The sequence below is a fragment of the Streptomyces sp. NPDC088706 genome (assembly GCF_044752765.1).
Classification (GTDB): Bacteria; Actinomycetota; Actinomycetes; order Streptomycetales; family Streptomycetaceae; genus Streptomyces.
The window spans coordinates 736,120-759,717 of record NZ_JBIVLW010000002.1; the positions used below are offsets into that span (position 1 = coordinate 736,120).

Here is a 23,598-nt window from a genome sequence, read left to right on the forward strand (position 1 = left end):
CGGCCCCCGGGGCGGGGAGGGGCAGCCGCAAAGGGCAGCGGCTGCTTCCCCCGCTCCGGGTACTCGGGGCCTGTTCTTCCCACCCGCGCGAGCGCGATGCTCGACGGTGGAGCGTCATCAACAGACTGTGAGGTGGGCCGTGACCGGCACTGCTGGCCCGGCGAAGCATTCCCGGTGGAGCCGACTGGCGGGTGCGGTGGTGCTGCTGGCGCCGCTGCTGGTGGTCGGCTCGGCCACCGCTCCGCAGGGTTCGGGCGCGGCGGTGGCCGCCGAGGCCGACGCCGACCCGGCCCAGGCCGGACGTATCGCCTTCGCCGGTACGGAGCACCGCAGCCTGGGACGGGCCGGCGGGGAGAGGACCACCGACCCCCTCTTCGGGAAGACCGGCCCCACCCACTACGACCAGGACCCCTCCGCCCGGGGCGGCGTCCTCGTCTTCACCAGCCTCCGCGACAGCGCGCGCCCCCAGGTGTACGTGCGCGACGCGGACGGCACCGTCCGCAGGCTCACCGCCGACCGGGACGCGGCCGACCCCGAACTCTCCCCGGACCTGCGCACGGTCGTCTTCGACTCCGCCGAGCCGGGCCCCGGCTCCACCGTCCAGCGCGACCTCTGGGCCGTCGGCGTCGACGGCTCGAACCTGCGGCGGCTCACCGACACCGCCGACAACGAGGAGTCCCCGACCTTCTCCCCGGACGGTACCCGGATCGCGTACGCCTGCGACGGGGACACCGCCCGGGGCTGGCAGATATACGAGCGGGCCTTCGCCGGCGGCGAGCAGACCCGGATCAGCGACGGCCCGCCCGGCGACGCGAAGGACCCGTCCTGGAACCCGGTGGACGACGACACCCACCGCGGCCGCGTCGCGTACACCCACATCACCGACCCCGACCCGGAGAAGGGCTACCGGCTGCGGGTCACCGAGGGCACCGGCACCGACCGGCCGCTGCTGGGCGGGGGCCACGCCGCATGGGGCAGCCACTCGGTCTCCTGGCTGCCCAACGGCGACGAGGTCCTCTTCCTCAGCCCCTTCCACGTCTGCGGCTGCGACGACTTCGACCACGTCTACCGGGGTCCCGCCTTCGCCGAGCAGACGCCTGACCAGCTGGTCTCCGAGGACCGGGACGTCGAGTCCCCGACCTGGACCGGCGGCGACAGCGATACGGGGGACGTCGTCGTCTCCCGTATCACCGCCGACGCGGCCAACGTCGTGACGCTCCAGGACGTACGGCAGGACGGCTCCGACCCGCGCGACCTCGGGTTCACCATCCTCGACGAGGACCCCGCGGCCCGCACCAACACCGACCCGGCGCTCGACCCGCTGTTCAACCCGGCGCCCGGGTACGACCCGTGGACCGAGCGGCAGAACTACACCCCCGACGGCCGGCGCATCGTCGTCACCCGCTTCGAGGGCCCCGACGACGCGCGGATCGAGCGCATCTGGATGGTCGACGCCGACGGCACCGACGGCGCCGCCCTGCCGCTCGCCGGCCGCGGCGACCGTGACTGGGACACCGACCCCACCTTCTCGCCCGACGGCACCAAGCTGGCGTTCACCCGGACCTCGCCCGGCGGCGTCGGCGAGGCGGCGGGCCCCGGCCGCATCCTCATCGCCGACGTGGCCACCGGCGCGATCCTCGACGAGATCCGCCCGCCCGAGGGCCGGCAACAGGGCGACGCCCAGCCGACCTGGTCCTCCGACGGCGTCAACCTCGCCTTCACCCGCAACCACACCATCAACGGCAACGGCGGCAACAAGCACATCTGGACCGTCCCGGTCAGCCGGCTCGACCAGCAGCGGGATCTCAGCGCCACCATCTGCCCCGGCGGCTGCGAAGTCATCGACGACAGCCCGGCGTTCTCCCCGGACGGTACGAGGGTGGCCTTCAACCGCAAGGACGGCGGCGGCCGGATCAACGAGCGGGCCGGCATCTTGATCAAGCCCCTGCGCGGCGGCGGCTGCCGGGTCGTGCTGCCCGCCTCCCAGCGGGACAACCCCGACGGCTGCGCACAGGAGATCCCCGACACCACGGCGACCGGCCCCTTCCAGCCCCGCGACGCGGCCTGGTCCCCGGACGGCAGCCGGATCGTGCTGACCTCCCGCCGCGCGCTCGCGCCGAACTCGATGGAGCAGCTCTCCGTGCTCGACCTCGCCTCCGGTGAGCTGAAGCCGCTGGACAACGAGCACACCGGACGGCAGAAGGAGCCGAGCTACCAGCAGTCGGTCGACCTCGCCGTGACCGCCCCGCCCACCGGGCCCGCCGTGGAGGTCGGTTCCTCGGTCGAGGTCGAGGTCACGGTGGTCAACCACGGTCCCTCGCCCTCGCCCGGCACCACCTTCACGGCCGATGTCCCGCCCGGCGTACGGCTGGAGGAGCTGACCACCGACGCCGGTACCTGCGCGGCCACCTCGCCCCAGTGCGACCTCGGCGTCGTGCCGCCCGGCGCGCGCGTGGAGATCACTGCCCGGCTGACCGGTGTGGTGCGGGGCGACCAGCCGATCGGCTGGTCCGTCACCGGCGCCGTGCTCGACCGGAACCCGACGGACAACGCCACCGGCACCCTCGTCCCGGTCCAGGACGTGCCCCCGCCGACCCCGCCGCCCACCCCCACCCCGACCCCGCCGCCCACCCCCACCGCACCCGCACCGCCCCCGCCGCCGTCCCCGCGCCCGCCCGCCCCGCGCCCCCCGGCCCCGCTGCCGCCCGCCCCCCTGGCCGGTCCCGGAGTCGTGGTGCGGGCCCAGCCCAGCCCCGGCTACGTCGGCGGCAAGGTCGTGGTGACGTACACCGTGCGCAACGGCCGCAACGCGTCCGCCACCGGCCTGCGGCTCCGGCTCGGGCTCCCCGGGAACATCCCGTCCGGCCCGCTCCCGGCAGGCTGCACGGGAGACCGTTGCACGCTGCCCGACCTGGCGCCCGGCGCCTCCACCGTCGTACGCGTCGTCCTCACCCCGGACCGCGCGCTGCGCACGACCGTCACCGCCACGCTCACCACCACCGGCACGGACGCGGACCGGAGCGACAACGTCTCCCGCATCCGGCTGCGCATCCTCCAGCCCCGCATCATCGCGGTGCCCGCCGTCGGCAAACCCGGCTTCGTCACCTCCGTGCGCGGCAAGGACTTCCCGCCCGGGGCTCCGGTGAAGCTCACCTGGAAGCCGGGGATCACGGCCTCCGCCGCGGCGACCCTGCCGAACCCGGACGGCACGTTCATCGCCCAGCTGCTCATCCTGGCGAAGGACCGGACCGGCCCGCGCACGATCACCGCCAGGGGCCCCGGCTTCAGCCCGGTGAAGACCCCCTTCCTCGTGGTGCTCGGCACCATCACCCCGCCGGACGAGGTGATCCGCCGATGATCCACGAAGTCGACGAAGGGCTGCGGCTGTTGCTCGTCGACGCCGGACTCCAGGAGAGCGGGGTCGACCTGGTCTTCGACGCGCCGACGAAGGACTGGTCGGCCCGGCGCAACGCCCCCACCATCAGCGTCTTCCTGCACGGCATCCGCGAGGACGCGGCCCGGCGGCGGACCGGCACGGCCGAGGAGCACGACGAGAACGGGATGGTCACCGGCCGGCGCACCCCGCCGCGCTGGTTCGAGCTGACCTATCTGCTCACCGCCTGGACCAACCGCCCGCAGGACGAACACCGCCTGCTCTCCGAGGTGTTGCGCTGCCTGATGCGTCACGACGTGCTGCCCGCGCGGATGCTCACCGGCTCCCTCGCCGACCTCGGGCTCACCGTGGAGCTGGAGGCGGCGGGCCCGCGCACCGAGGGCCCGTCCGCCTCCGACGTGTGGTCCGCGCTCGGCGGCGAGCTGAAGGCCGGGGTCGACCTGCGCGTCCTCGCCCCGCTCGCCGGCGAACGCGCCCCCACGGGGCCGCCGGTCACCGAGGGCCTCGTGGTGAAGACCGTGCCCGCCGTGGCGACCGCCGGCACCGAGGACCCGGGCCGCCGCCTGCGGTACGAAGGGGCGGGCGACCTGGACGCACGGGGCTTCGCCGCCGAACGGGAACGACAGCTGCCGCCGGGCCGGCGCAAGCGGGGGAGCGCGGCACGGTGACGCTGACGCGGAGCGCGCCGGTCCAGGGCGCCGCCGACGCCCCGGCGACGACGGACGTCGAGATCCTGTGGGAGCGGCTGGTCCGGGTCGAGGAGCGGGTCCGGCACGCGGTGGCGGCCCGCCGCGCCACCGACCCGGACCCGGACGACCCGTACCGGGGGCAGTACCTCACCCCGGAGGCGGTCGGACGCGTCCTGGAGTCGCGGGACGCGTTCGCCCCCGTACCGGACGCGTCGTACGGTACGGAGTCCGCCCCACCGGACTCCCGGCTCGACCGGCTGGCGGTGCGCTTCGGCCTCGTCCCGCTGGACGTGGAGCTGCTGCTCGTCGCGGTGGCGCCGGACATCGACCCCCGGTTCGAGCGCCTCTACGGCTACCTCAACGACGACCTGACCCGCCGCCGCCCGGCCATCGGCCTGGCGCTGGAACTCTGCGGGCTGCCCGCCGCGAGCTCCGGCCGGTTCCGCTTCGCACCCTCCGCCCCGCTCGTCGCGGGCGGGTTGCTGGAGATCGGTGAGCCCGAACGCCCGCTGCTCTCGCGGAGCTTGAGGGCCCCCGACCGGGTCACCGCGTATCTCCTCGGCGACGACGAGCCGGACGGAAGGCTGCGCGGACTCGTCCGGGTGCCCGCCCCCGGCGGCGCACCCGACGACCGGCCACAGGCGCACCGGATCGCGGCCGCGCTCTCCACCGGCAGCGGCCTGGTGCACCTGCTCGACCGGGGCGGTGACCCCTCGGGGCTGGCCGTCGAGGCGCTCGTGGCCGTCGGCCGCCGTCCGCTGGTGGTCGACCTCGTGGCCCTCGCGGCCTCCGGTGACCAGGCGCCGGAGCTGGTACGGACCCTGGCGGCCGAGGCCCGCATCGCCCACGGTGGCGTCGTCCTCGGACCGCTCGAAGCGCTCGCCCCCGAACGCCCGGAGGGCGCCCGCCTGCTGGCCACCCTGTGCACGGCACTGAGCGGCACGCCCTTGATCGCGTACGGGAAGAAGAACTGGGACCCGCTGTGGACCCGGGACAGCCCGGTCCCGGTGACCGTCCCGCCCCCGGGTCCGGCGGACGCGGCACGCCGGTGGCGGCAGGCGCTCGCCGAGGCCGCCAGGTCGCTGGGGCTGCCGGACGAGCGGGCCAGCGCCGACGACCGGCTGACCGAGGCGACCACCTCCTACCGGCTCGACTCCGACCAGCTGCGCAAGGCCGCCACCGTCGCCTCCCGCCTCGCCCTCCTGGAGCAGCGCCCGGTCCACCCGGACGACCTGCGCACGGCGGTCCGCGCCCAGAACGGCGCCGGGCTGGAACGGCTCGCCCGCCGCATCGAACCCGCCGTCGGCTGGGACGACCTGGTCCTGCCCCCGGCCAGCCGCACCCAGCTCACCGAACTCGCCCTCCGCGCCCGCCACCGCGAGCAGGTGCTCGGGGAGTGGGGGATGCGGCCGGGCGGCGGCCGGGGCCGCGGGGTCATCGCCCTGTTCGCGGGCGAGTCCGGCACCGGCAAGACCATGTCGGCCGAGGTCGTCGCCCGCGACCTGGGCATGGAGCTCTACGTCGTCGACCTCTCCACCGTGGTGGACAAGTACATCGGCGAGACCGAGAAGAACCTGGAGCGGATCTTCGTCGAGGCCTCCGACGTCAACGGCATCCTGCTCTTCGACGAGGCCGACGCGATCTTCGGGAAGCGGTCGGAGGTCAAGGACGCCCACGACAAGCACGCCAACATGGAGTCGGCCTACCTCCTCCAGCGCATGGAGTCCTTCGACGGGATCGCCGTGCTCACCACCAACCTCCGGGCCAACCTGGACGAGGCGTTCACCCGCCGCCTGGACGTGGTCGCGGAGTTCCCGATGCCCGACGCCGAGCAGCGGCTCGCCCTGTGGGACCGCTGCCTGGGCACCTCGATCCCGCGCGACCCCGGGCTCGACCTGGAGTTCTGCGCGGCCCGCTTCGAGCTGGCGGGCGGCTCGATCCGGGCCTGCGCGGTGACCGCCGCCTACCTCGCGGCGGAGTCGCGGGCCCCGCTGGCCATGGACCAGATCGTCACCGCGGTGCTCCAGGAGTACCGGAAGCTGGGGCGGCTGGTGCTGGAGAGCGAGTTCGGCCCGTGGCTGGCCAAGGAGCGGGAGCGCCGCGGGTGGTAGGCCCCGTGCGCCGGTGCGGCCCAGGGCCTGCCACCACCCGGACCGGCCCCGATGTGGGGACGGACGCCATCGCCGTACGCCGTCCCGGGTTCCTGGTCCGGCCGGCCGTGCCAACGGCCGTCGAACTCCCGCACACGTAGCAGCGGGTCCGGCCGGCCGTCGAGGGCGCCACATCGGCCGCGTTCCACCGGGTCGGCGCCACCCCCGGCGACGCGCCGGCCGAGGGCAACCACCGGGTCACCCAGCTCACCCGGGCGGCCCGCCACGTGGTCGTCCGCGCCCCCTGGTGCCGTGCCACCGCTCGGCGTCCGCCGCCCTGGAACGCCGGCTGGACGACGGCCAAAGGCCCCCGTCGAGCCGCACGCTGAAGCTGCCCGACGGGGCCGGCCCGGCGAAGCTGCCCACGTACCGCCCGCTGAAGGGTTGGACAGTGGCGGCGGCCGCCACACCGGCCGCCCCCACTGTGGCGGTCCGTGCCATGGGATGTCCGGACGGGTGTCTCTAGCGTCTTCGGCCATGACGAGCCAATTTCACGCAGCGTCCGGCCCCTCGGCGCGGGCCGCCGGAGCCGTGGACCTCGGCGGGCGCACCGCCCTGGTCACCGGCGGCGGCAGCGGCATCGGACGGGCCACCGCCGAGGCGCTCGCCGCCGCCGGGGCCCTCGTGCACGTGGCCGACCGCGACGCGGACGCCGCCAAGGCCGCCGCCGCCGCGACCGGCGGGGTGGCCCATGTCGTGGACCTCGCCGACGCCGAGGCGATCGGGGCACTGCCCAGGGCCGTGGACATCCTGGTCAACAACGCCGGGTTGCAGCACGTGGCGCCCATCGAGGACTTCCCGCCCGACCGGTTCGAGCTGATCCAGAAGGTGATGCTGACCGCCCCGTTCCTCCTGATGCGGCACTGCCTCCCGCACATGTACGCCGGGGGATGGGGCCGGCTGGTCAACGTCTCCAGCATGCACGGTCTGCGGGCAAGCGCCTTCAAGTCCGCCTACGTGGCCGCCAAGCACGGCCTGGAGGGGCTGAGCAAGGTGGCCGCCCTGGAGGGCGCCCCGCACGGGGTGACGAGCAACTGCGTCAACCCCGGTTACGTACGGACCCCTCTGGTCGAGGGACAGATCGCGGCCCAGGCCGCCGCGCACGGCATCCCCCGGGACGAGGTCGTCGCCGACGTCCTGCTGGACCGGTCCGCGATCAAGCGGCTGATCGAGCCCGACGAGGTCGCCGCCGTCTGCGTCTGGCTCTGCTCCCCCCACACCTCGTACATCACCGGCGCCTCCCTCCCCGTCGACGGGGGCTGGGGCGCCCGCTGAACGTCCCACCCCCGCACCACCCGCACCCCCGTCCCTGACCGCTCGCCGATGAAACGCGGTGACTCACCATGGGTTCCCCCAACTCCACCTCCCCGCAGCCGGCCGGGGGCAAGATCGGCCGGATCGTCGCGGCCGGCCTCGTCGGCACCACCATCGAGTGGTACGACTTCTTCCTCTACGGCTCGGCCGCCGCCCTCGTCTTCAACACCCTCTTCTTCCCCAGCAGCGACCCGCTCGTCGGCACCCTGCTGGCCTTCCTCACGTACGCGGTCGGCTTCGCCGCCCGTCCGCTCGGCGGCGTCGTCTTCGGCCACTACGGCGACAAGATCGGCCGCAAGCAGCTCCTCGTGATCAGCCTGCTCATGATGGGCGGCGCCACCTTCGCCATGGGCCTGCTGCCCACCCACGCGAGCATCGGTGTCTGGGCCCCGATCCTGCTGACGGTCCTGCGCCTGGTCCAGGGCTTCGCGCTCGGCGGCGAGTGGGGCGGCGCGGTGCTGCTCGTCTCCGAACACGGCGGTGACCGGCGGCGCGGCTTCTGGGCCTCCTGGCCGCAGGCCGGAGCGCCCGGCGGCAACCTGCTGGCGACCGGTGTGCTGGCGCTGCTCGCCGCTGTCCAGAGCGACGAGACCTTCCTCGCCTGGGGCTGGCGCATCCCGTTCCTGCTCTCCGGCGTCCTCGTGATGATCGGCCTGTGGATCCGGATCTCCGTCGAGGAGTCCCCGGTCTTCCTGGAGGCGCAGCGGAAGTCGCGGGAACAGGCCGCCGCGGGCGGCAAGGAACAGGCCCCGGTCGTCGAGGTGTTCCGCAAGAGCTGGCGCGAGGTGCTCCTCGCCATCGGCACCCGCTTCGGCGAGAACATCTCGTACTACATCCTCACCGCGTTCCTCCTCGTCTACGTGACCGTGCACCTGGAGATGTCCAAGAGCGACGCGCTGAACGCCGTACTGATCGGCTCGGCGGTCCACTTCGTCACCATCCCGCTGTGGGGCGCCCTCTCGGACCGGCTCGGCCGCCGGCCCGTCACCCTGATCGGCGCCCTCGGCATGGCCCTGTGGGCCTTCGGCTTCTTCGCCCTCCTGGACACCAGGTCGTTCCCGCTGATCGTCCTGTCGGTCACCGTCGGCCTGCTGCTGCACGGCGCGATGTACGGGCCGCAGGCGGCCTTCATCTCCGAGATGTTCGACACCAAGGTCCGCTATTCCGGCGCCTCGATGGGCTCCCAGCTCGCCTCGATCATCGGCGGCGCGCTCGCCCCGCTCATCGCGGTCGAACTGCTCAAGGACCACCGCTCCTCCGTCCCGATCTCCCTCTACCTCTGCTTCGCCGCCCTGGTCACCGCGGTGACGGTCTGGGTGGCGAAGGAGACCCGGGGCCGCGACCTGGCCAAGGACGGCCTGGGCGATCCGGTCCCGGCCGCACCGACCGACACCCGCAAGGACTCGGTCCGCCTCGGCGGCTGACCCCCCGGACCTGCCGCGCGCCGCACCGCTCCAGGTGGCGCGCGGCAGGGGCCGGCCGGCCATGGACCCCCAGGGAGACGATCACCGTATGCTCACCGGCGTGACAGCCCGCGGCCCCCAGGGAGGCGGTCACCGTATGCTCACCGGCGTGACAGCCCCCGGCCCCCAGCACTCCGCCGCCGCCCTGCGCCGGCTGCTCGACCTGCTGGCCCAGGGCGCGGCGGCCGAGGAGTTCGACCGGCCCGCCGCCACCGCCCGGCAGGCGGGCGCCTCCGCCGCCGAACTGGAGGGGATCGCCGAGGCCACCACCGTGGCCCTGCGCATCCGGCGCACCCTCTGCCAGCACCGGGTCCGCGAGGCGCAGCTCACCGCCCTCTTCGACACCGCCAGCGACCTCGCGGCCCTGCGCGACCTGGACGCCGTCCTGCGGGCCATCGTCCACCGGGCCAAACTCCTGCTCGGCACCGACGTCACCTACCTCTCGCTCAACGACGACGCGGCGGGCGACACCTACATGCGGGTCACCGACGGATCGGTCGCCGAGGCGTTCCAGAAGGTGCGCCTCGGCCTGGGCGAAGGGCTCGGCGGCCTCGTCGCCCAGACCGCCCGCCCGTACGCGACCGGCGACTACGCGGCCGACCCCCGCTTCCACCACACCGCCACCATCGACAGCGCCGTCCTGGACGAGGGCCTGCGCGCGATCCTCGGCGTACCGCTGCGGCTGGGCAGCCACATCATCGGCGTCCTGTACGCCGCCGACCGCGCCCCCCGCGAGTTCACCGCGGGGGAGGTGGCGCTGCTCTCCTCGCTGGCCGACCACGCGGCGATCGCCATCGACGGGGCCCGGCTGCTGGAGGAGACCCGGGCCGCACTCGTCGACCTCAACGCCGCGTCCGAGACCATCCGCACCCACAGCGCGGCGATGCGCCGCGCCGAGGAGGCCCACGACCAGCTCACCGACCTCGTCCTGCGCGGCGGCGGCGCCGACGACGTGGCCGCCGCCCTCGCCGACATCCTGGACGGCGGCATCCTCATCCACGACGCGGACGGCGCCGAACTCGCCCGCGCCCGCACCGAAGCGCGGCCCCCGCCCACCCCGGCGATCGCCTCCTCCCGGGCCCGGGGCCGGGCCGTCCCCCTGAACGGCACCTGGGTCTGCGCGGTCCTCGCCGGACCCGAACTCCTCGGCTCCATCGCGCTGACCGGCCGGGCGGACCTCGCCGACGCCGACCGGCTGCTGTTCGAACGCGCCGGCGTGGTCACCGCGCTCCTGATGCTGCTGCGCCGCTCGGTCGCCGAGACGGAGGACCGGGTACGCGGCGAGCTGCTCGGCGACCTGCTCACGCACACCGGCGACCCGGGCACCCTCACGGCCCGGGCCCGCCGGCTCGGGGTCGACCTGGGCCGTCCGCACAGTGTGTTCGTGGCCCACAGCGAGGCGGCCCCCCGCCACCGCCTGCTGGCCGCCGCCGCCCGCAGCGCCCAGACCCGCAACGGCCTGGCGGGCCTCCACCACGACCACGTCGTCCTGGTGGCCCCCTCCGACACCCCGGGCCCCGACGCCCAGGCGCTCGCTGCCGAACTGGGCCAGGCGGCCGGCTGCCCGGTCACCGTGGGCGCGGCGGGCCCCGCCACCGGCCCGGCCGAACTGCCCGGCACCCACGGCGAGGCGGACCGCTGCCTCTCCGCGCTGCGCGCGCTGGGCCAAACGGGGCGCGGCGGGGCCCTCGCGGACCTGGGGTTCATCGGCGTACTCCTGGGCGACCAGGCCGACCTCGGCGGCTACCTCACCAGGACCCTGGGCCCCGTGCTGGACTACGACAACCGGCGCGGCACCGACCTCGTCACCACCCTGGACGCCTACTTCGCGCAGGGGGCGAGCCTCACCCGCACCAAGACCCAGCTCCACGTCCACGTGAACACCGTGGTGCAACGGCTGGAGCGCGTCGGCCGCCTCCTCGGCCCGGACTGGAACGAGCCGCCGCGCACGCTGGAGATCCAGCTGGCGCTACGCCTGCACCGCCTGACGCGGGGTCTGTGACGGGCCGCTGCCCGGCACGTGGAGCACGGCGGGCACCGCCGTCCCCGACCGTCCCCCGGCCGTCCCCCGGCCGTCCCCCGGCCGTCCCCCGGCCGTCCCCCGGCCGTCCCCCGGCCGTCCCCCGGCCGTCCCCCGGCCGTCCCCCGGCCGTCCGCGGGGACGGACAGGAACGGCCGACGGACTCACTCAGCTACCCCAGACGGTCGGTGGTGCGCGGCACGGAGTCGTAGGTCCGGGCGCTCACCCACCGGCCGGTCAGGCCACCTCCGGTCCCGCCCGGCGTCCCGGGGAGGAGGGCGGTGTCGGGGAGGGGCCAGACGGCGTGCCGTCCCCGGCCGAGCGAGATGTGCGGAGTCCAGCGCTCAGGGGCGTGCACGGGGTTCAGCCGTCCGCAGGACGGGGCGTCGCGCAGCGCCCGCCACACCCGCTCGTGCAGACGCAGCAACTCCTCGTCGGGCAGGACGGCCCAGGCCAGGACCTGGGTCCGCCCGCCGAACCGCAGCGTCCCACCGAGACGCAACGGGAGGGGCAGGACGGTCAGGACCTGCTCCAGGCGCCGCCGCACGTCCGCTTCGAGACCGTCGACCGTGGCGAGGGTCAGATGCGGACGGTTGGTCGGATGCCGGTGTGCGGCCTGGCTCGGCAGTCCGGCCTCCAGCAGACGGCACCACACCTCCCCGACGGCCCGCTCCGTCGCCCCGTCGGGCAGCAGCTCAACCGTGTGCACCTGGACAGCGTACGAGCGCGCGGGGCGCCGGACGACCCGAGTGCCACGCGCCGGAATGCGGAGCAGGGCTTGATACGAATTTCTCGGGACGGGTACCTAGCCCCCATGTCATCCATCAGGCCTCTGGCCGTAGTGACCGGCGCGTCGAGCGGCATCGGCTTCTCCCTGGCGCGGCAACTCGCCGAGCGCGGATTCGATCTCGTGGTGAACGCCGAGGACCATGACCGCCTGCACCTCGCAGCGCGACAGTTCCGCGAGGCGGGTGCCCGAGTGGAAGTGGTGCAAGCCGATCTGCGTGTCTTCGAGGAAGTCGAACGGTTCTACGCGGCGGTGACCGCGACACGGCGGCCGGTTGCCGTGGCGGTGCTGAATGCGGGCGTCGGCCGGGGCGGGGCGTTTCTCGACAACGACCTGGCCGACGAACTGGAGATCGTCGAACTCAACGTCCGCTCGACGGTGCATCTCGCCAAACGCGTACTGCGTGACATGGCCGCACAGGACGCCGGCTACGTGCTCGTGAGCTCCTCCATCTCGGCGATGATGCCCGGCGCGTTCCAAGCGGTCTACAACGCGTCCAAGTCCTTCCTTCAGTCCTTCACCCAGGCGCTGCAGAACGAGCTCAAGGACACCGGAATCTCGGTCACGGCCCTCATGCCCGGCCCCACCGAGACGGATATCTTCCATCGCGCCGACATGGACGACACCAAAGTGGGTCAGCAGCCCAAGGACGATCCGGACCAGGTGGCCAGGCAGGGCCTGGACGCCCTTTTCGCCGGCAGGGGCAAAATTGTCGCCGGGTCGGCGAAGACCAAGGCGCAGGGACTGGCCGCCAAGCTGGTTCCCGACAAGGTCAATGCGCAGATGCACCGGAAGATGGCCGAGCCGGGATCGGGTGACCGGGGTGACCGGGGTGACCGGGAAGAAGAGGAGAACAACTGAGGCGAAAGGAGGCGTTGGCCCACGCGGACGACCCGGCCGCGTGACACGTTTGTCCGGCGAGAGCGCCGGGAACAGCGATGCCCATGGGTGACTACAGCAGCTCGACCACCGTCGCGGTTCCGGCCGAACGACTCTTCTCCTACCTCTCGGACGTGGAGAACCTGCCGGCCTACATGCCGCGGCTGACATCCGCACACCCCCACGGCGGTGACCACGTGACCGTCACCGCCCACATCGATCCACCCGACGCCCCGGAGCAGGACGTCACCAGCGAAGCCTGGATGCGCGTGGACGAGGAGGGCAGAAGCCTGGAGTGGGGCGCCCCGGGCCCCCACGACTACCACGGCCGGCTCCACGTCACCTCCGGCGACGACGCGTCCCACTCCCTGCTCACGGTCGAGCTGCACACCGAGGACACCGACGGACCCTCGGTGGACGACGGCCTGCGCGAGGCACTGACCGGCATCAGGACAGCCGTGGAGAGCGCGGAAAGCTGAACGCCCGCCTGTGAAGGGCTCACGGCCGAGCCCTTCTCCGCAGTGCGTCGGCGGACGGATCAGGAGGGTGCCCGGCCCCGTTCGCGGACAGTGCCGTGCAGGTACTCGCTCAAGGCAGCGCCCTCCTCGAAGACGGCTGAGCCGCTGTCACCTCGGAAGCGGCCGAAACTGCCGACCGTCACCGTCGCACCGTCCCGGAGCGCCTCGGCGATCGCTCCCGCTCGCTCGACCGTGCCGAACAGAGCGTCGATCACGCGCTCCGTGTCTTCCGGGCCGAGCTCCTGGCCGCCCTCCGCCGCCTTGCGCACCGCGGCCTGCACCAGCTGGGACTTGTTCATGACATCTCACTTTCGGCCCGGCCCTCCGCCCCCGGGTGCGGGGCGGAAGGCCGGAGGGGACAGGTGACCGGAGGGGTGACGTGATCAGTGCGTCCCGGACCACGGCGCCATCGCCCCGGCGCGCTGAAGCATCCCCTGCGCCTGCTCCGCCGGCCGCTGCTGTTCGCCGTGCAGGGCGTTGAGGACGATCAGACCCCCGGTGAGCGCCGGGAGGACCCACTGCACCAGGGCCAGGTCGCGCTGGGCCTTCTCGGTGTCGATGGGGTGCTTCGCCGCCTTCTCCAGGTCCTCGACGCGGTCCGACGAAGCGAGCTCGATCTTCTTGCCCAGGACGCGGCTGTAGGCCGTGGCCGCCAGTGCGGCTCCGGTGAGCACCGTCTTGGCGAGGGTGGACGAGGCGACGCCCTTCTGCGTGGCGACCCGGTCGGCGTTGGCGGCCAGCAACCCGCCGCCGCCCACCAGGTGCGCGGCGATCGCCGCGGCGCTGACCGGCGTCCACCTCGCCCACCCGAAGCTCGCGATCCGCGCGGTGTTCCGCCACGTACCGCCCTCGGCGCGAGCGGCGCTGTTCAGACCGACGGCGCCCATCAGGGACCCGCCGAACCATGTCGCCAGGCCCAGATCGTGCATGCTGCGCAGGGCCGTGTTGCGTTCCGACATCAGGAGACTCCTCAGGATCGATACGGCTGACGCCGGGGTGCCACCGGCTCTGCCTCCACCGTCACCCGGTCCGGGCACCCGCGCACGTCGAAGGGGCGCGGACGGGGGCACTCCACCGACGCCCGCACGCCACCGCTTCCCCCGCTCGGACCGGGCCCGGACCGGCGTGGCGGCCCGAGCGGGGGAGTTTGACTCCTCGGCCGATCGGATACCTCTTCGATGCCTGTTCGGCCGCAGGCCCGCCCCGACGTCGGGGCCGTGGAGCACCGTGCGTCCAGCCGAGCGCGCCACCGGTGCCGCGCCGGGGATCGTGGAGGTGGACGATGGCCAGTGCTCTCCCGCGGGAGGACCGTCCCGTCGCGGTACCCCTGTGCCTGGACGATCTCCTGGACATCCTGCGGGACCTGGCTCCCGATGCCCGGCTGGTCGCCCGGCCCGGCGACGGACGGGTCCGGGTGCACGGTGTCACGCTGGACAGCGCCGACGTCAGACCCGGCGACCTGTTCGCCGGTCTGCCCGGACGGCTCCGGCACGGTGGCGACTACGCCGGCCGGGCCGCCGATGCCGGGGCCGTCGCCCTCCTCAGCGACCGCCCCGACCCCGGCCTGCCCTCCCTGGTCGTCGACCACCCACGCCAGGTGCTCGGCGTCCTCAGTGCCCGGCTGTACGGCGACCCCTCCCACGCCCTGTCCGTGTACGGGGTGACGGGGACCAACGGCAAGACGAGCACCACGCACCTGCTGGCCGCCGGGCTGGAGGCCGCCGGCCGCCGCGTCGGGCTGGCCGGCAGTCTGGAGACGCGCCTGCCGGGCCGCGCCGGCCGGCCCGCCGAACGCACCACGGCCGAGGCGCCGGCCGTCCAGCGGCTGCTCGCCCGCACCCGCCGTTCGGGCGGCACCGACATGGTGCTGGAGGTCTCCAGCCACGCCCTGGAGCTCGCGCGGGTGGACGGCACCCGCTTCCGTGTCGCCGTCTTCACCAACCTCAGTCCCGACCACCTGGACCTGCACGGAGACCTGGAGCGGTACTACGCCGCCAAGGCGTCCCTGTTCACGCCGGACCGGTGCGAACACGCCGTGGTCAACATCGGTGACCCCCACGGGCGTCGCCTGGCCGACGAGACGCGCTGTCCCCTCACCACCTTCACCACGGGCCCGGAACCGGCCGACTGGAGCGCCCGCATCACCTCCGCCGACGCCGAGGGCACCCGCTTCCGCCTCCTGGGGCCAGGTGTCGACCGAGGGGTACGGCTGCGGCTGCTCGGCGCCCATCAGGCCGACAACGCGGTGGCCGCCGTCGCCGCCCTGGCAGCCGGCGGTGTCGATGTGGCCACGGCTCTGCGCGGTCTCGAGAACCTCGTATCGGTGCCCGGGCGACTGGAACGTATCGACGCCGGACAGCCTTTCCTGGCCTTCGTGGACTTCGCCCACAACACCGGCGGCCACCGCCGGCTGCTGCCCTACCTCCGCTCCCTCACCGACGGCCGCGTGATCGTGGTCCTGGGCGCGACGGGCGAGCGCGACCCGCACAAGCGGGCCGCGCTCGGAGACACGGCCGCCCGCGGCGCCGACCTCGTGATCGTCACCGACGAGAGCCCGTACAGCGAGAGCCCCGTCGAACTGCGCACCGCCGTCGCCACCGCCGCCCGCCGCAGCGGCCGGACCGCGGTACGCGTCGAACCCGACCGGCACCGCGCGTTCCGCCTGGCGGTGGCCGCCGCCCGCCCCGGTGACGTGGTCGTGGTCACCGGGCGCGGCGCGGACCAGCGGCAGACCTCCACCAGCGGCTCCCGCCCCTTCGACGACCGGGTCGCCCTGCGTCAGGCTCTCCTCCGGTATGCCACGGTCCCCCGTTCGAGCGGCTCCCCGTAGGGGACCCGGTGGGCAGGGCTGGGGTGGTGACGCTCCCCCCGGGGGCCGACTCGGTCCAGGTTCCCCCGGTACGGACACGCTGCCGGGGGAACCGCCCCCGCCCCCGGCCAGGACGGACCGCGCGGCCGCGCCGCACCGGTGACGCGTTCACCCGGTACCGGGTCGACTGGTCCAGGTGGGTGCCGTCCGGTCGCAGGGCCCCCCGCTCGGCAGCAGAGTGCCACTGAGCGCGCCGAATACGTCGGTGCCCGACGAAGGAGTCCCTGTGTCGACACCCTCCGCTGGTGGGCCCGGCGACGATGCCGGCCGCGCGTCCCGGAAGAAGGATGCGGCGGACAGCAGCTCGTCCAAGGGCGCGATGAAGCGCACGATGCGGGAGTTCAAGGAGGACAACCTCACGGACTGGGCCGCCGCCCTGACCTACTACGGAGTCCTGGCGATCTTCCCGGCCATGCTGGCCCTGGTGTCGATCCTGGGACTGCTGAGTCCTTCCGCCATCGACTCACTGATCAAGAACCTCTCCAGCATCGCGCCCGGGTCCGTGCGCGACATCCTGACCACGATGCTGGAGCAGCTGAAGGGCGGCCAGGGCCAGGCCCTGATCGCGTTGATCATCGGTGTCGTCCTGGCGCTGTGGTCGGCCTCCGGTTACGTCGCCGCCTTCATGCGCGCCTCCAACATCGTCTACGACATCGGTGAGGGCCGACCGGTGTGGAAGACGCTGCCGGTGCGCTTCGGCATCACCGCCGCCGTGGTGATCCTCCTGGCGCTCACCGCGGTCGGCGTCGTCTTCACCGGCACCCTGGCCCGGAGGATGGGGTCGATCCTGGGCCTGGGCGACACGGCGGTGACCGTGTGGAACATCGCCAAGTGGCCCGTCATGCTGCTCCTGGTCGTCCTCATGGTCACCCTGCTGTACTGGGCCGCCCCCAACGTCAAGCGCCAGGTCCGGCGCGTGATGCCCGGAGCCGCCCTGGCCGTGATCGTCTGGCTCGTCGCCTCGGCGCTGTTCGCCCTCTACGTGGCCAACTTCAGCAGCTACAACAAGACCTACGGCACCTTCGCCACCCCCATCATCGCGCTGATCTGGCTGTGGCTCACCAACATCGCCATCCTGCTCGGCCTGGAGCTCAACGCCGAACTCGAACGCGGACGGGCCATCGAAGAGGGCCATCCCGCGGGCGAGGAGCCCTACGCCGAGCCGCGCGACACCCGCAAGCTCTGAACGCGTTTCGACGGGCGGCACCAGGTTTAAGGTTCGGCGTATGCGGTCAGGCGGTGGGAGACCACGATGCCGAGAGCAGCAAGGTGTGAGTGACATGAGTGCCGACGAGAAGACTCAGGCCAAGACCGAGCAGGCCAAGGGCAAGGTCAAGGAAGCCGCCGGGCGCACCGTCGGCAACGAGCGGCTCACCGCCGAAGGCCGTGCCGACCAGGCCAAGGGCGACGCCCGTCAGGCCAAGGAGAAGATCAAGGACACCCTCACCGACTGACGGCGTTCTGCATTCGCCACTCGGCCCCGCGGAGCTCAGCTCCGGCGGGGCCGTGCCTTTGCGCCCCGAGGACAGGCGCCGGACTCAGAGGCGGACCGCGCACTGGATGCTGGGGCCGCCGTCGGAGAACTGGACCTCGGTTCTCTTCGGGCAGGATTTCGTGTCGACGACGCCGCCGTAGTAAGGGAGAACGGCGATGACCTCGTGGAACGGCCGCCCGCTCATCGTGTCGTCGCCGCAGGCCACCTCGTAGCCGTAGGTACCGATGCCGCCGCCGGTGGGGTTGGCGCCCCTGCGTTCTTGCAGGCAGTCGCCCTTGATGATGTTCGGACCGCCACCGGCCCCCGGTGCGCCGGGGTGGGGTGCGGTGAGGTTGCGCAGGCACACCGGCGCATACTGCTTCTGGCCGGAGTCGTCGACCGGCAGGGTCAGGACGATCGCCAGGTCGGCGTGGGCCGCCTCGGCCGGGCAGCGGGCCGACTCGTACGCCGATGACTCGCCGCGGACCAGTACCTCGGCGACAGCGTCCGCGTCGGTGCACGGAGTTTCCCGGTAGCCCTCGGAGGTGGTGGCGGCGCTGTCAGCCGTGACGCACTTCCCCGCGGCGAATGCGTTCTTCCCGATCGGTTCGGGTTCGGTGGGCACGGGTTCGGCCGTCCGGTCCGCGTCGGCACCCGGCGAGGCGTCCGCACTCCGCGAGGCGCCGGTGGCCTGGCCCCCGGAGCCTGCGCCGTCGCCCTCCGCCCCGCTGCACGAGACCAGGAACAGCGCGCTTATCAGCAGTCCTACCGCCGTTGCCGGTAACGGTCCCGAGCGTGTCCGTCGTGCCATGTCTTCCCCCTGAGCCTCGGCCCCGCGATACCCCGGGACGTGCCGACCATCGCGCTATACCCATGCCACCGGACAGCCATGCCGTCCTGCCGCACGTCGTCGGAGCTCGACCGGATGCCACTACGCCGCCCCGAGGACGTTGGCGAGGAAACGTGCCTCGTTGGGCCCGAGGCCGGCGGCGATGACCGCTTCGCCGCCCGTGAGACGGCCGACGAGGGAGACTCTGGCCAGGAGGCGGTCCTCCCCCTGGACGATGGCCAGGGCGTTGGCGGGCGCAGGGCGCCCGGTGACCGCGCCGGTCAGGTCGGCGAACTCCTTGGCGTCGTCGTCCTGGAAGACCACCCGTACCGCCCACCCCTCCTGCGGCTCGTCCCTGAAGGCCGTCACCTCCTCGAACCTGCTCACCGTCAGACCGGTCGTGTCGGCGACGACCACGCACAGGTCGCGGTCGTCCGAGGTGAAGCCCCGGCCCTCGGGCACGGCGGGCAGCGGCGTGGTGAAGGGGTCAGGGGTGGCTGCCCCATCCGGGTCGGGGGTGCCGGCCTCACCCGGGTCGGGGCAGGCACCGGGCCGCTCGCTCGCCACTTCGAGGAACCGCACCGGCTCGTCCGGGGTGCCTGCCGCCCGCGCCCCGCCGACCCCGTCCCACGGCTGCCAGAGCAGCACTCCCGTCGCCAGCAGGCCGGCTGCGGCGAGCGCGGCGAGAAGCCGCCGCCGTCGCGGAATTCCGGGGGGCGCTGCGATCTCCGGTGGGCCGGCGAAGTGCGCGGTGGCGGGCGGCGGGCCGATCGGCCGGGTCGGTTCGTGCGGTCCGGCGCGGCCGGGTGCGGCCGGCGGGTTCCCCGGACCTTCGACGCGGCGGATCGCGTGGCGCAGGGCGTCGGTGCGCTCCGCGCGGTGCCGTTCGATGGCATCGGTCCAGCGGGAGTCCAGTACGCCTCCGCCGCCGCGCGCCGCCGCACTGCCGCCGAGGTGGTCGGCGCAGTGGGAGATGATCTCGTCCGGTGTGGGGCGGGAGCCCGGGTCGAGGTCGAGGCAGGGCAGGACCAAGGGGGCCAGAGCAGGCGGGAGGCCGGCGGTGTCGACGTCCCCGGTGGCCGCGCGTACCAGCAGCTCCATCGCCGAGATCTGTTCGATGTTCCGGTAGGGGGGCCGGCCCACCGCGAGGTAGAACAGGGTGGCTCCCAGGGAGAACATGTCCGACGCCTCGGCCGTCGGCTCACCGCGGGCCTGCTCCGACGAGGCGTAGGCCACCGTGCCGAGCGCGGACTGGGTACGGGTCAGGTCGTGGGCCTGCGAGATACCGAAGTCGATCAGTCGGGGCCCCTCGACGGGCAGCAGCACGTTCGAGGGCTTGACGTCCCGGTGCACCAGGCCCGCCGCGTGCAGGGAGGCGACTGCCTCCGCCATGCCGGCGGCCACCCAGTGCAGGGCGTCCGGCCCCAGCGTGCCGCAGTCCTCCACCAGATCCTTCAACGAGGGCGCGGGCACGTACTCCTGGGCCATCCACGGCACCTGGGCACCGGGGTCGGCGTCGACGACGCTCGCCGTGTAGACCCCGCGCACCCGGCGCGCGCACTCGACCTCGCGGACGAACCGTCTGCGGTCGCCCGCGCTGTCCGTGAGCAGCATCTTCAGCGCGACCGTGCGTCCGGCCGGCGACCGGGCCAGGTACACCCGGCCCATACCGCCGCTCGCCAGCTCCGCGAGCACCGTGAACTGCCCGACCCGTTCCCCCGGACGTACTGTCTCCGCCCCAGCCCACCGCATACCCCGACCGCCCCGTCCCCTCGTCGCACTCCCGCCACGGTGGCCGCGTCGCGGCCCCGACCGCTCCGCGTCGTCACCCACCGCACGCGAAGTGGCCACGCTGTCAGCCTAGTTGAGGCGAACGGCGCCTGGACCACGCATCGGTGGACGGTCAGAAGTCAGGACGTCGGCCGAGCAGGGAGTTCCTCCATCCGAGCAGGAAGGGCCCGGTAGCGCCGACAGCGAGGAACGAGCTGCTCAGGGCCTACGGACTCAGCACTCGATGATGTTCACCGCGAGCCCGCCGCGCGCGGTCTCCTTGTACTTCACGCTCATGTCGGCGCCCGTCTCCTTCATGGTCTTGATGACCTTGTCCAGGGAGACCTTGTGGCTGCCGTCCCCGCGCAGCGCCATCTTCGCGGCGGTCACCGCCTTCACCGCCGCCATGCCGTTGCGCTCGATGCACGGGATCTGGACGAGCCCTCCGACCGGGTCGCAGGTCAGGCCCAGGTTGTGCTCCATGCCGATCTCGGCGGCGTTCTCCACCTGCTCGGGGGAGCCGCCCAGGACCTCGGCCAGGGCCCCGGCCGCCATCGAGCAGGCCGAGCCGACCTCGCCCTGGCAGCCGACCTCGGCGCCGGAGATGGAGGCGTTCTCCTTGAAGAGCAGGCCGATCGCGCCGGCGGCGAGGAGGAAGCGGACGACGCTGTCCTCCTTCTCCGCCTCGGTGCAGCCGCCGGCCGCGAAGTTCATGTAGTAGTGCAGGACGGCCGGGATGATGCCGGCCGCGCCGTTGGTGGGGGCGGTGACCACCCGGCCGCCCGCCGCGTTCTCCTCGTTGACCGCCATCGCGTAGAGGGTGATCCACTCCATCGCGTGGGCCTGCGGGTCGCCCTCGGCGCGCAGCTGGCGGGCCGAGTTCGCGGCGCGGCGGCGGACCTTGAGGCCGCCGGGGAGGATGCCCTCGCGGGACATGCCGCGCGAGACGCAGGCCTGCATGACCCGCCAGATGTCCAGCAGGCCGGAGCGGATCTCCGCCTCGGTGCGCCAGGCCAGCTCGTTCTCCAGCATCATCTGGGAGATGGAGAGGCCGGTCTCCCGGGCCAGGCGCAGCAGCTCGTCGCCCGAGCGGAAGGGGTGCCGCAGGGCCGTGTCGTCCGGGACGATCGGGTTCTCGCCCGCCACCGCGTCCTCGTCCACCACGAAGCCGCCGCCGACCGAGTAGTACGTCTTCTCCAGGACCGGCGCGCCCTCGGTGTCGTACGCGAAGACCGTCATGCCGTTGGCGTGGTACGGGAGCGCCTTGCGGCGGTGCAGGACCAGGTCGTCGTCGAAGGCGAACGCGATCTCGTGCATGCCGAGCAGGTTGATCCGGCCGGTGGAGCGGATCTCCTCGACGCGGCCGTCGGCGGACTCCACGTCCACGGTCTGGGGCGACTCGCCCTCCAGGCCGAGGAGGACCGCCTTCGGGGTGCCGTGGCCGTGGCCGGTCGCGCCGAGGGAGCCGTACAGCTCGGCCCGTATCGAGGCGGTGTGCGCGAGCAGCCCCTCGTTCTTCAGGCGGCGCGCGAACATCCGGGCGGCCCGCATCGGGCCCACCGTGTGGGAGCTGGACGGGCCGATGCCGACCGAGAAGAGGTCGAAGACCGAGATGGCCACGGGAGGACTCCTTGGGGGTTGGAAGACGCCGTTGTCTGCCTGGGCGGTGCTGGGACAAGCGGGGCGAAAGCAGCGGGGGAGGGGCAAGGAACGGGGCACCGCGCTCACTCTCCTCAGTGTGCGCGGTGCCCCGCCGTTGTGCGCAGAACCGCAGGCCAGGTGCTACTTCAGGCCGGGGTACAGCGGGAACTTCTCGGCCAGCGCGGCGACGCGGGCCTTGAGGTCGTCGGCGTCGTAGGACGGCTTGAGGGCGGAGGCGATGATCTCCGCGACCTCGGTGAAGTCCTCGGCGGCGAAGCCGCGGGTGGCCAGTGCCGGGGTGCCGATCCGCAGGCCCGAGGTGACCATCGGGGGGCGCGGGTCGTTCGGGATGGCGTTCCGGTTGACCGTGATGCCCAGCTCGTGGAGCCGGTCCTCGGCCTGCTGGCCGTCCAGCTCGGAGTTGCGCAGGTCGACCAGGACCAGGTGCACGTCGGTGCCGCCGGAGAGGACGGAGACGCCCACCTCGGTGACGTCCGGCTGCACCAGGCGCTCGGCGAGGATGCGGGCACCGTCCAGGGTGCGCTGCTGGCGCTCCTTGAACTCCTCGCCCGCCGCGATCTTGAACGAGACCGCCTTGGCCGCGATCACGTGCTCCAGCGGGCCGCCCTGCTGACCCGGGAAGACCGCCGAGTTGATCTTCTTGGCGAGCTCCTGGGTGGAGAGGATCACGCCGCCGCGCGGACCGCCGAGGGTCTTGTGCGTGGTGGTGGTGACGACATGGGCGTGCGGCACCGGGTTGGGGTGCAGTCCGGCCGCGACCAGGCCCGCGAAGTGCGCCATGTCGACCATCAGGTACGCGCCGACCTCGTCCGCGATGCGGCGGAAGGCGACGAAGTCCAGCTGGCGCGGGTAGGCGGACCAGCCGGCCACGATCAGCTTCGGCTGGGACTCCTTGGCGAGGCGCTCGACCTCCTCCATGTCCACCAGGCCGCTCTCGTCGACGTGGTACGGGACCACGTTGTAGAGCTTGCCGGAGAAGTTGATCTTCATGCCGTGGGTCAGGTGACCACCGTGGGCCAGGTTCAGGCCCATGATCGTGTCGCCCGGCTTCAGCAGCGCGAACATCGCGGCGGCGTTGGCCTGCGCACCGGAGTGCGGCTGGACGTTCGCGGCCTCGGCACCGAACAGGTCCTTGATCCGGTCGATCGCGATCTGCTCGACCACGTCGACGTGCTCACAGCCGCCGTAGTAGCGGCGGCCGGGGTAGCCCTCGGCGTACTTGTTGGTGAGGACGGAGCCCTGCGCCTCCATGACCGCGACCGGAGCGAAGTTCTCCGAGGCGATCATTTCGAGGGTGGACTGCTGACGGTGGAGCTCGGCGTCGACGGCGGCGGCGACGTCCGGGTCCAGCTCGTGGAGGGAGGAGTTCAGAAGCGACATCAGGGGGTCCCTTAAGGTCTCAGTTGCCGGAGAACGCGGTGTACTCGTCGGCGGAGAGCAGGTCGGCCGGCTCCTCCGTGACGCGCACCTGGAACAGCCAGCCGCCCTCGAAGGGAGCGGAGTTCACCAGCGAGGGGTCGTCCACGACGTCCTGGTTGGCCGCCGTCACCTCACCGGTCACCGGCGAGTACAGATCGCTGACGGACTTGGTCGACTCCAGCTCGCCGCAGGTCTCGCCCGCGGTCACCGTGTCACCGACCTCCGGAAGCTGGGCGTAGACGACGTCACCGAGCGCGTTGGCCGCGTACTCCGTGATGCCGATGGTGGCCACGCCGTCCTCGACGGCCGACAGCCACTCGTGCTCCTTGCTGTACCGCAGCTGCTGGGGGTTGCTCATGAC

The 23,598-nt window shown here is 73.2% G+C and carries 19 protein-coding genes; 11 read left to right on the forward strand and 8 right to left on the reverse strand.

Going from position 1 to position 23,598, the window contains the following annotated elements; all coding sequences use genetic code 11:
- Positions 1–139: 139 nt before the first annotated feature.
- The 6 genes from ACIQAK_RS08920 to ACIQAK_RS08945 all read left to right on the forward strand — a co-directional run bounded on the left by ACIQAK_RS08920 (position 140) and on the right by ACIQAK_RS08945 (position 11,012).
- Positions 140–3,358 (forward strand): hypothetical protein, encoded by a 3,219-nt coding sequence (locus ACIQAK_RS08920; RefSeq protein ID WP_366387580.1) that lies wholly within the window; start codon positions 140–142, stop codon positions 3,356–3,358.
- On the forward strand, positions 3,355–4,062 hold the full coding sequence (locus ACIQAK_RS08925; RefSeq protein WP_366387581.1) for a DUF4255 domain-containing protein: 708 nt from the start codon (positions 3,355–3,357) through the stop codon (positions 4,060–4,062). The genes ACIQAK_RS08920 and ACIQAK_RS08925 overlap by 4 nt, the downstream gene beginning before the upstream one ends.
- Complete coding sequence (locus ACIQAK_RS08930) at positions 4,059–6,194, forward strand: ATP-binding protein (RefSeq protein WP_401847840.1); 2,136 nt, start codon at positions 4,059–4,061, stop codon at positions 6,192–6,194. The genes ACIQAK_RS08925 and ACIQAK_RS08930 overlap by 4 nt, the downstream gene beginning before the upstream one ends.
- Before the next feature lie 516 nt (positions 6,195–6,710).
- Positions 6,711–7,508, forward strand: a complete 798-nt coding sequence (locus ACIQAK_RS08935) for a 3-hydroxybutyrate dehydrogenase (protein ID WP_366387582.1) — start codon at positions 6,711–6,713, stop codon at positions 7,506–7,508.
- A 68-nt stretch (positions 7,509–7,576) separates the two neighbouring features.
- Positions 7,577–8,971, forward strand: coding sequence for an MFS transporter (locus ACIQAK_RS08940; RefSeq protein ID WP_366387583.1), 1,395 nt, complete (start codon positions 7,577–7,579; stop codon positions 8,969–8,971).
- 136 nt (positions 8,972–9,107) lie between these two features.
- Positions 9,108–11,012 carry a GAF domain-containing protein gene (locus tag ACIQAK_RS08945; RefSeq protein WP_366387584.1) on the forward strand — a complete coding sequence of 635 codons (1,905 nt, stop codon included), beginning with the start codon at positions 9,108–9,110 and terminating at the stop codon, positions 11,010–11,012.
- A 190-nt stretch (positions 11,013–11,202) separates the two neighbouring features.
- Here the strand turns inward: ACIQAK_RS08945 and ACIQAK_RS08950 are convergent, their stop codons facing one another.
- Positions 11,203–11,739, reverse strand: a complete 537-nt coding sequence (locus ACIQAK_RS08950; protein ID WP_366387585.1) for a 2'-5' RNA ligase family protein — start codon at positions 11,737–11,739, stop codon at positions 11,203–11,205.
- A gap of 105 nt (positions 11,740–11,844) precedes the next feature.
- On the opposite strand from ACIQAK_RS08950, the gene ACIQAK_RS08955 reads away from it, so the two are divergent.
- Both ACIQAK_RS08955 and ACIQAK_RS08960 read left to right on the forward strand, forming a co-directional pair.
- Positions 11,845–12,678 (forward strand): SDR family NAD(P)-dependent oxidoreductase, encoded by an 834-nt coding sequence (locus ACIQAK_RS08955; protein ID WP_366387586.1) that lies wholly within the window; start codon positions 11,845–11,847, stop codon positions 12,676–12,678.
- A gap of 83 nt (positions 12,679–12,761) precedes the next feature.
- Positions 12,762–13,175: an SRPBCC family protein gene (locus tag ACIQAK_RS08960; RefSeq protein ID WP_366387587.1), complete on the forward strand. Its 414-nt coding sequence runs from the start codon at positions 12,762–12,764 to the stop codon at positions 13,173–13,175.
- A 59-nt stretch (positions 13,176–13,234) separates the two neighbouring features.
- Here ACIQAK_RS08960 and ACIQAK_RS08965 read toward each other — a convergent pair whose 3' ends face one another.
- Positions 13,235–13,513 (reverse strand): hypothetical protein, encoded by a 279-nt coding sequence (locus tag ACIQAK_RS08965; RefSeq protein WP_366387588.1) that lies wholly within the window; start codon positions 13,511–13,513, stop codon positions 13,235–13,237.
- An 84-nt stretch (positions 13,514–13,597) separates the two neighbouring features.
- Positions 13,598–14,173 carry a hypothetical protein gene (locus ACIQAK_RS08970; RefSeq protein WP_366387589.1) on the reverse strand — a complete coding sequence of 192 codons (576 nt, stop codon included), beginning with the start codon at positions 14,171–14,173 and terminating at the stop codon, positions 13,598–13,600.
- Between the two features lie 323 nt (positions 14,174–14,496).
- Here ACIQAK_RS08970 and ACIQAK_RS08975 point away from each other — a divergent pair, with 323 nt between their 5' ends.
- The 3 genes from ACIQAK_RS08975 (at position 14,497) to ACIQAK_RS08985 (ending at position 17,537) form a co-directional block, all read left to right on the forward strand.
- A complete protein-coding gene (locus ACIQAK_RS08975) occupies positions 14,497–16,044 on the forward strand; it encodes a UDP-N-acetylmuramoyl-L-alanyl-D-glutamate--2,6-diaminopimelate ligase (RefSeq protein ID WP_366387590.1) in 1,548 nt (515 codons plus the stop codon).
- Positions 16,045–16,309: 265 nt separating this feature from the next.
- Positions 16,310–17,269, forward strand: a complete 960-nt coding sequence (locus tag ACIQAK_RS08980) for a YihY/virulence factor BrkB family protein (RefSeq protein WP_366387591.1) — start codon at positions 16,310–16,312, stop codon at positions 17,267–17,269.
- 94 nt (positions 17,270–17,363) lie between these two features.
- On the forward strand, positions 17,364–17,537 hold the full coding sequence (locus ACIQAK_RS08985) for a CsbD family protein (RefSeq protein WP_366387592.1): 174 nt from the start codon (positions 17,364–17,366) through the stop codon (positions 17,535–17,537).
- An 84-nt stretch (positions 17,538–17,621) separates the two neighbouring features.
- Here ACIQAK_RS08985 and ACIQAK_RS08990 read toward each other — a convergent pair whose 3' ends face one another.
- The 5 genes from ACIQAK_RS08990 to gcvH form a co-directional block, all read right to left on the reverse strand.
- Entirely contained in the window at positions 17,622–18,368 is a 747-nt protein-coding gene (locus ACIQAK_RS08990; protein WP_366387593.1) for a hypothetical protein, read from the reverse strand.
- 120 nt (positions 18,369–18,488) lie between these two features.
- Entirely contained in the window at positions 18,489–20,081 is a 1,593-nt protein-coding gene (locus ACIQAK_RS08995) for a protein kinase (protein ID WP_401847843.1), read from the reverse strand.
- 309 nt (positions 20,082–20,390) lie between these two features.
- Entirely contained in the window at positions 20,391–21,776 is a 1,386-nt protein-coding gene (locus tag ACIQAK_RS09000) for an L-serine ammonia-lyase (protein ID WP_366387595.1), read from the reverse strand.
- A 162-nt stretch (positions 21,777–21,938) separates the two neighbouring features.
- Positions 21,939–23,198, reverse strand: coding sequence for a serine hydroxymethyltransferase (gene glyA, locus ACIQAK_RS09005; RefSeq protein ID WP_366387596.1), 1,260 nt, complete (start codon positions 23,196–23,198; stop codon positions 21,939–21,941).
- A 19-nt stretch (positions 23,199–23,217) separates the two neighbouring features.
- Positions 23,218–23,595 (reverse strand): glycine cleavage system protein GcvH, encoded by a 378-nt coding sequence (gene gcvH, locus ACIQAK_RS09010; RefSeq protein WP_366387597.1) that lies wholly within the window; start codon positions 23,593–23,595, stop codon positions 23,218–23,220.
- Between the last annotated feature and the right edge of the window lie 3 nt (positions 23,596–23,598).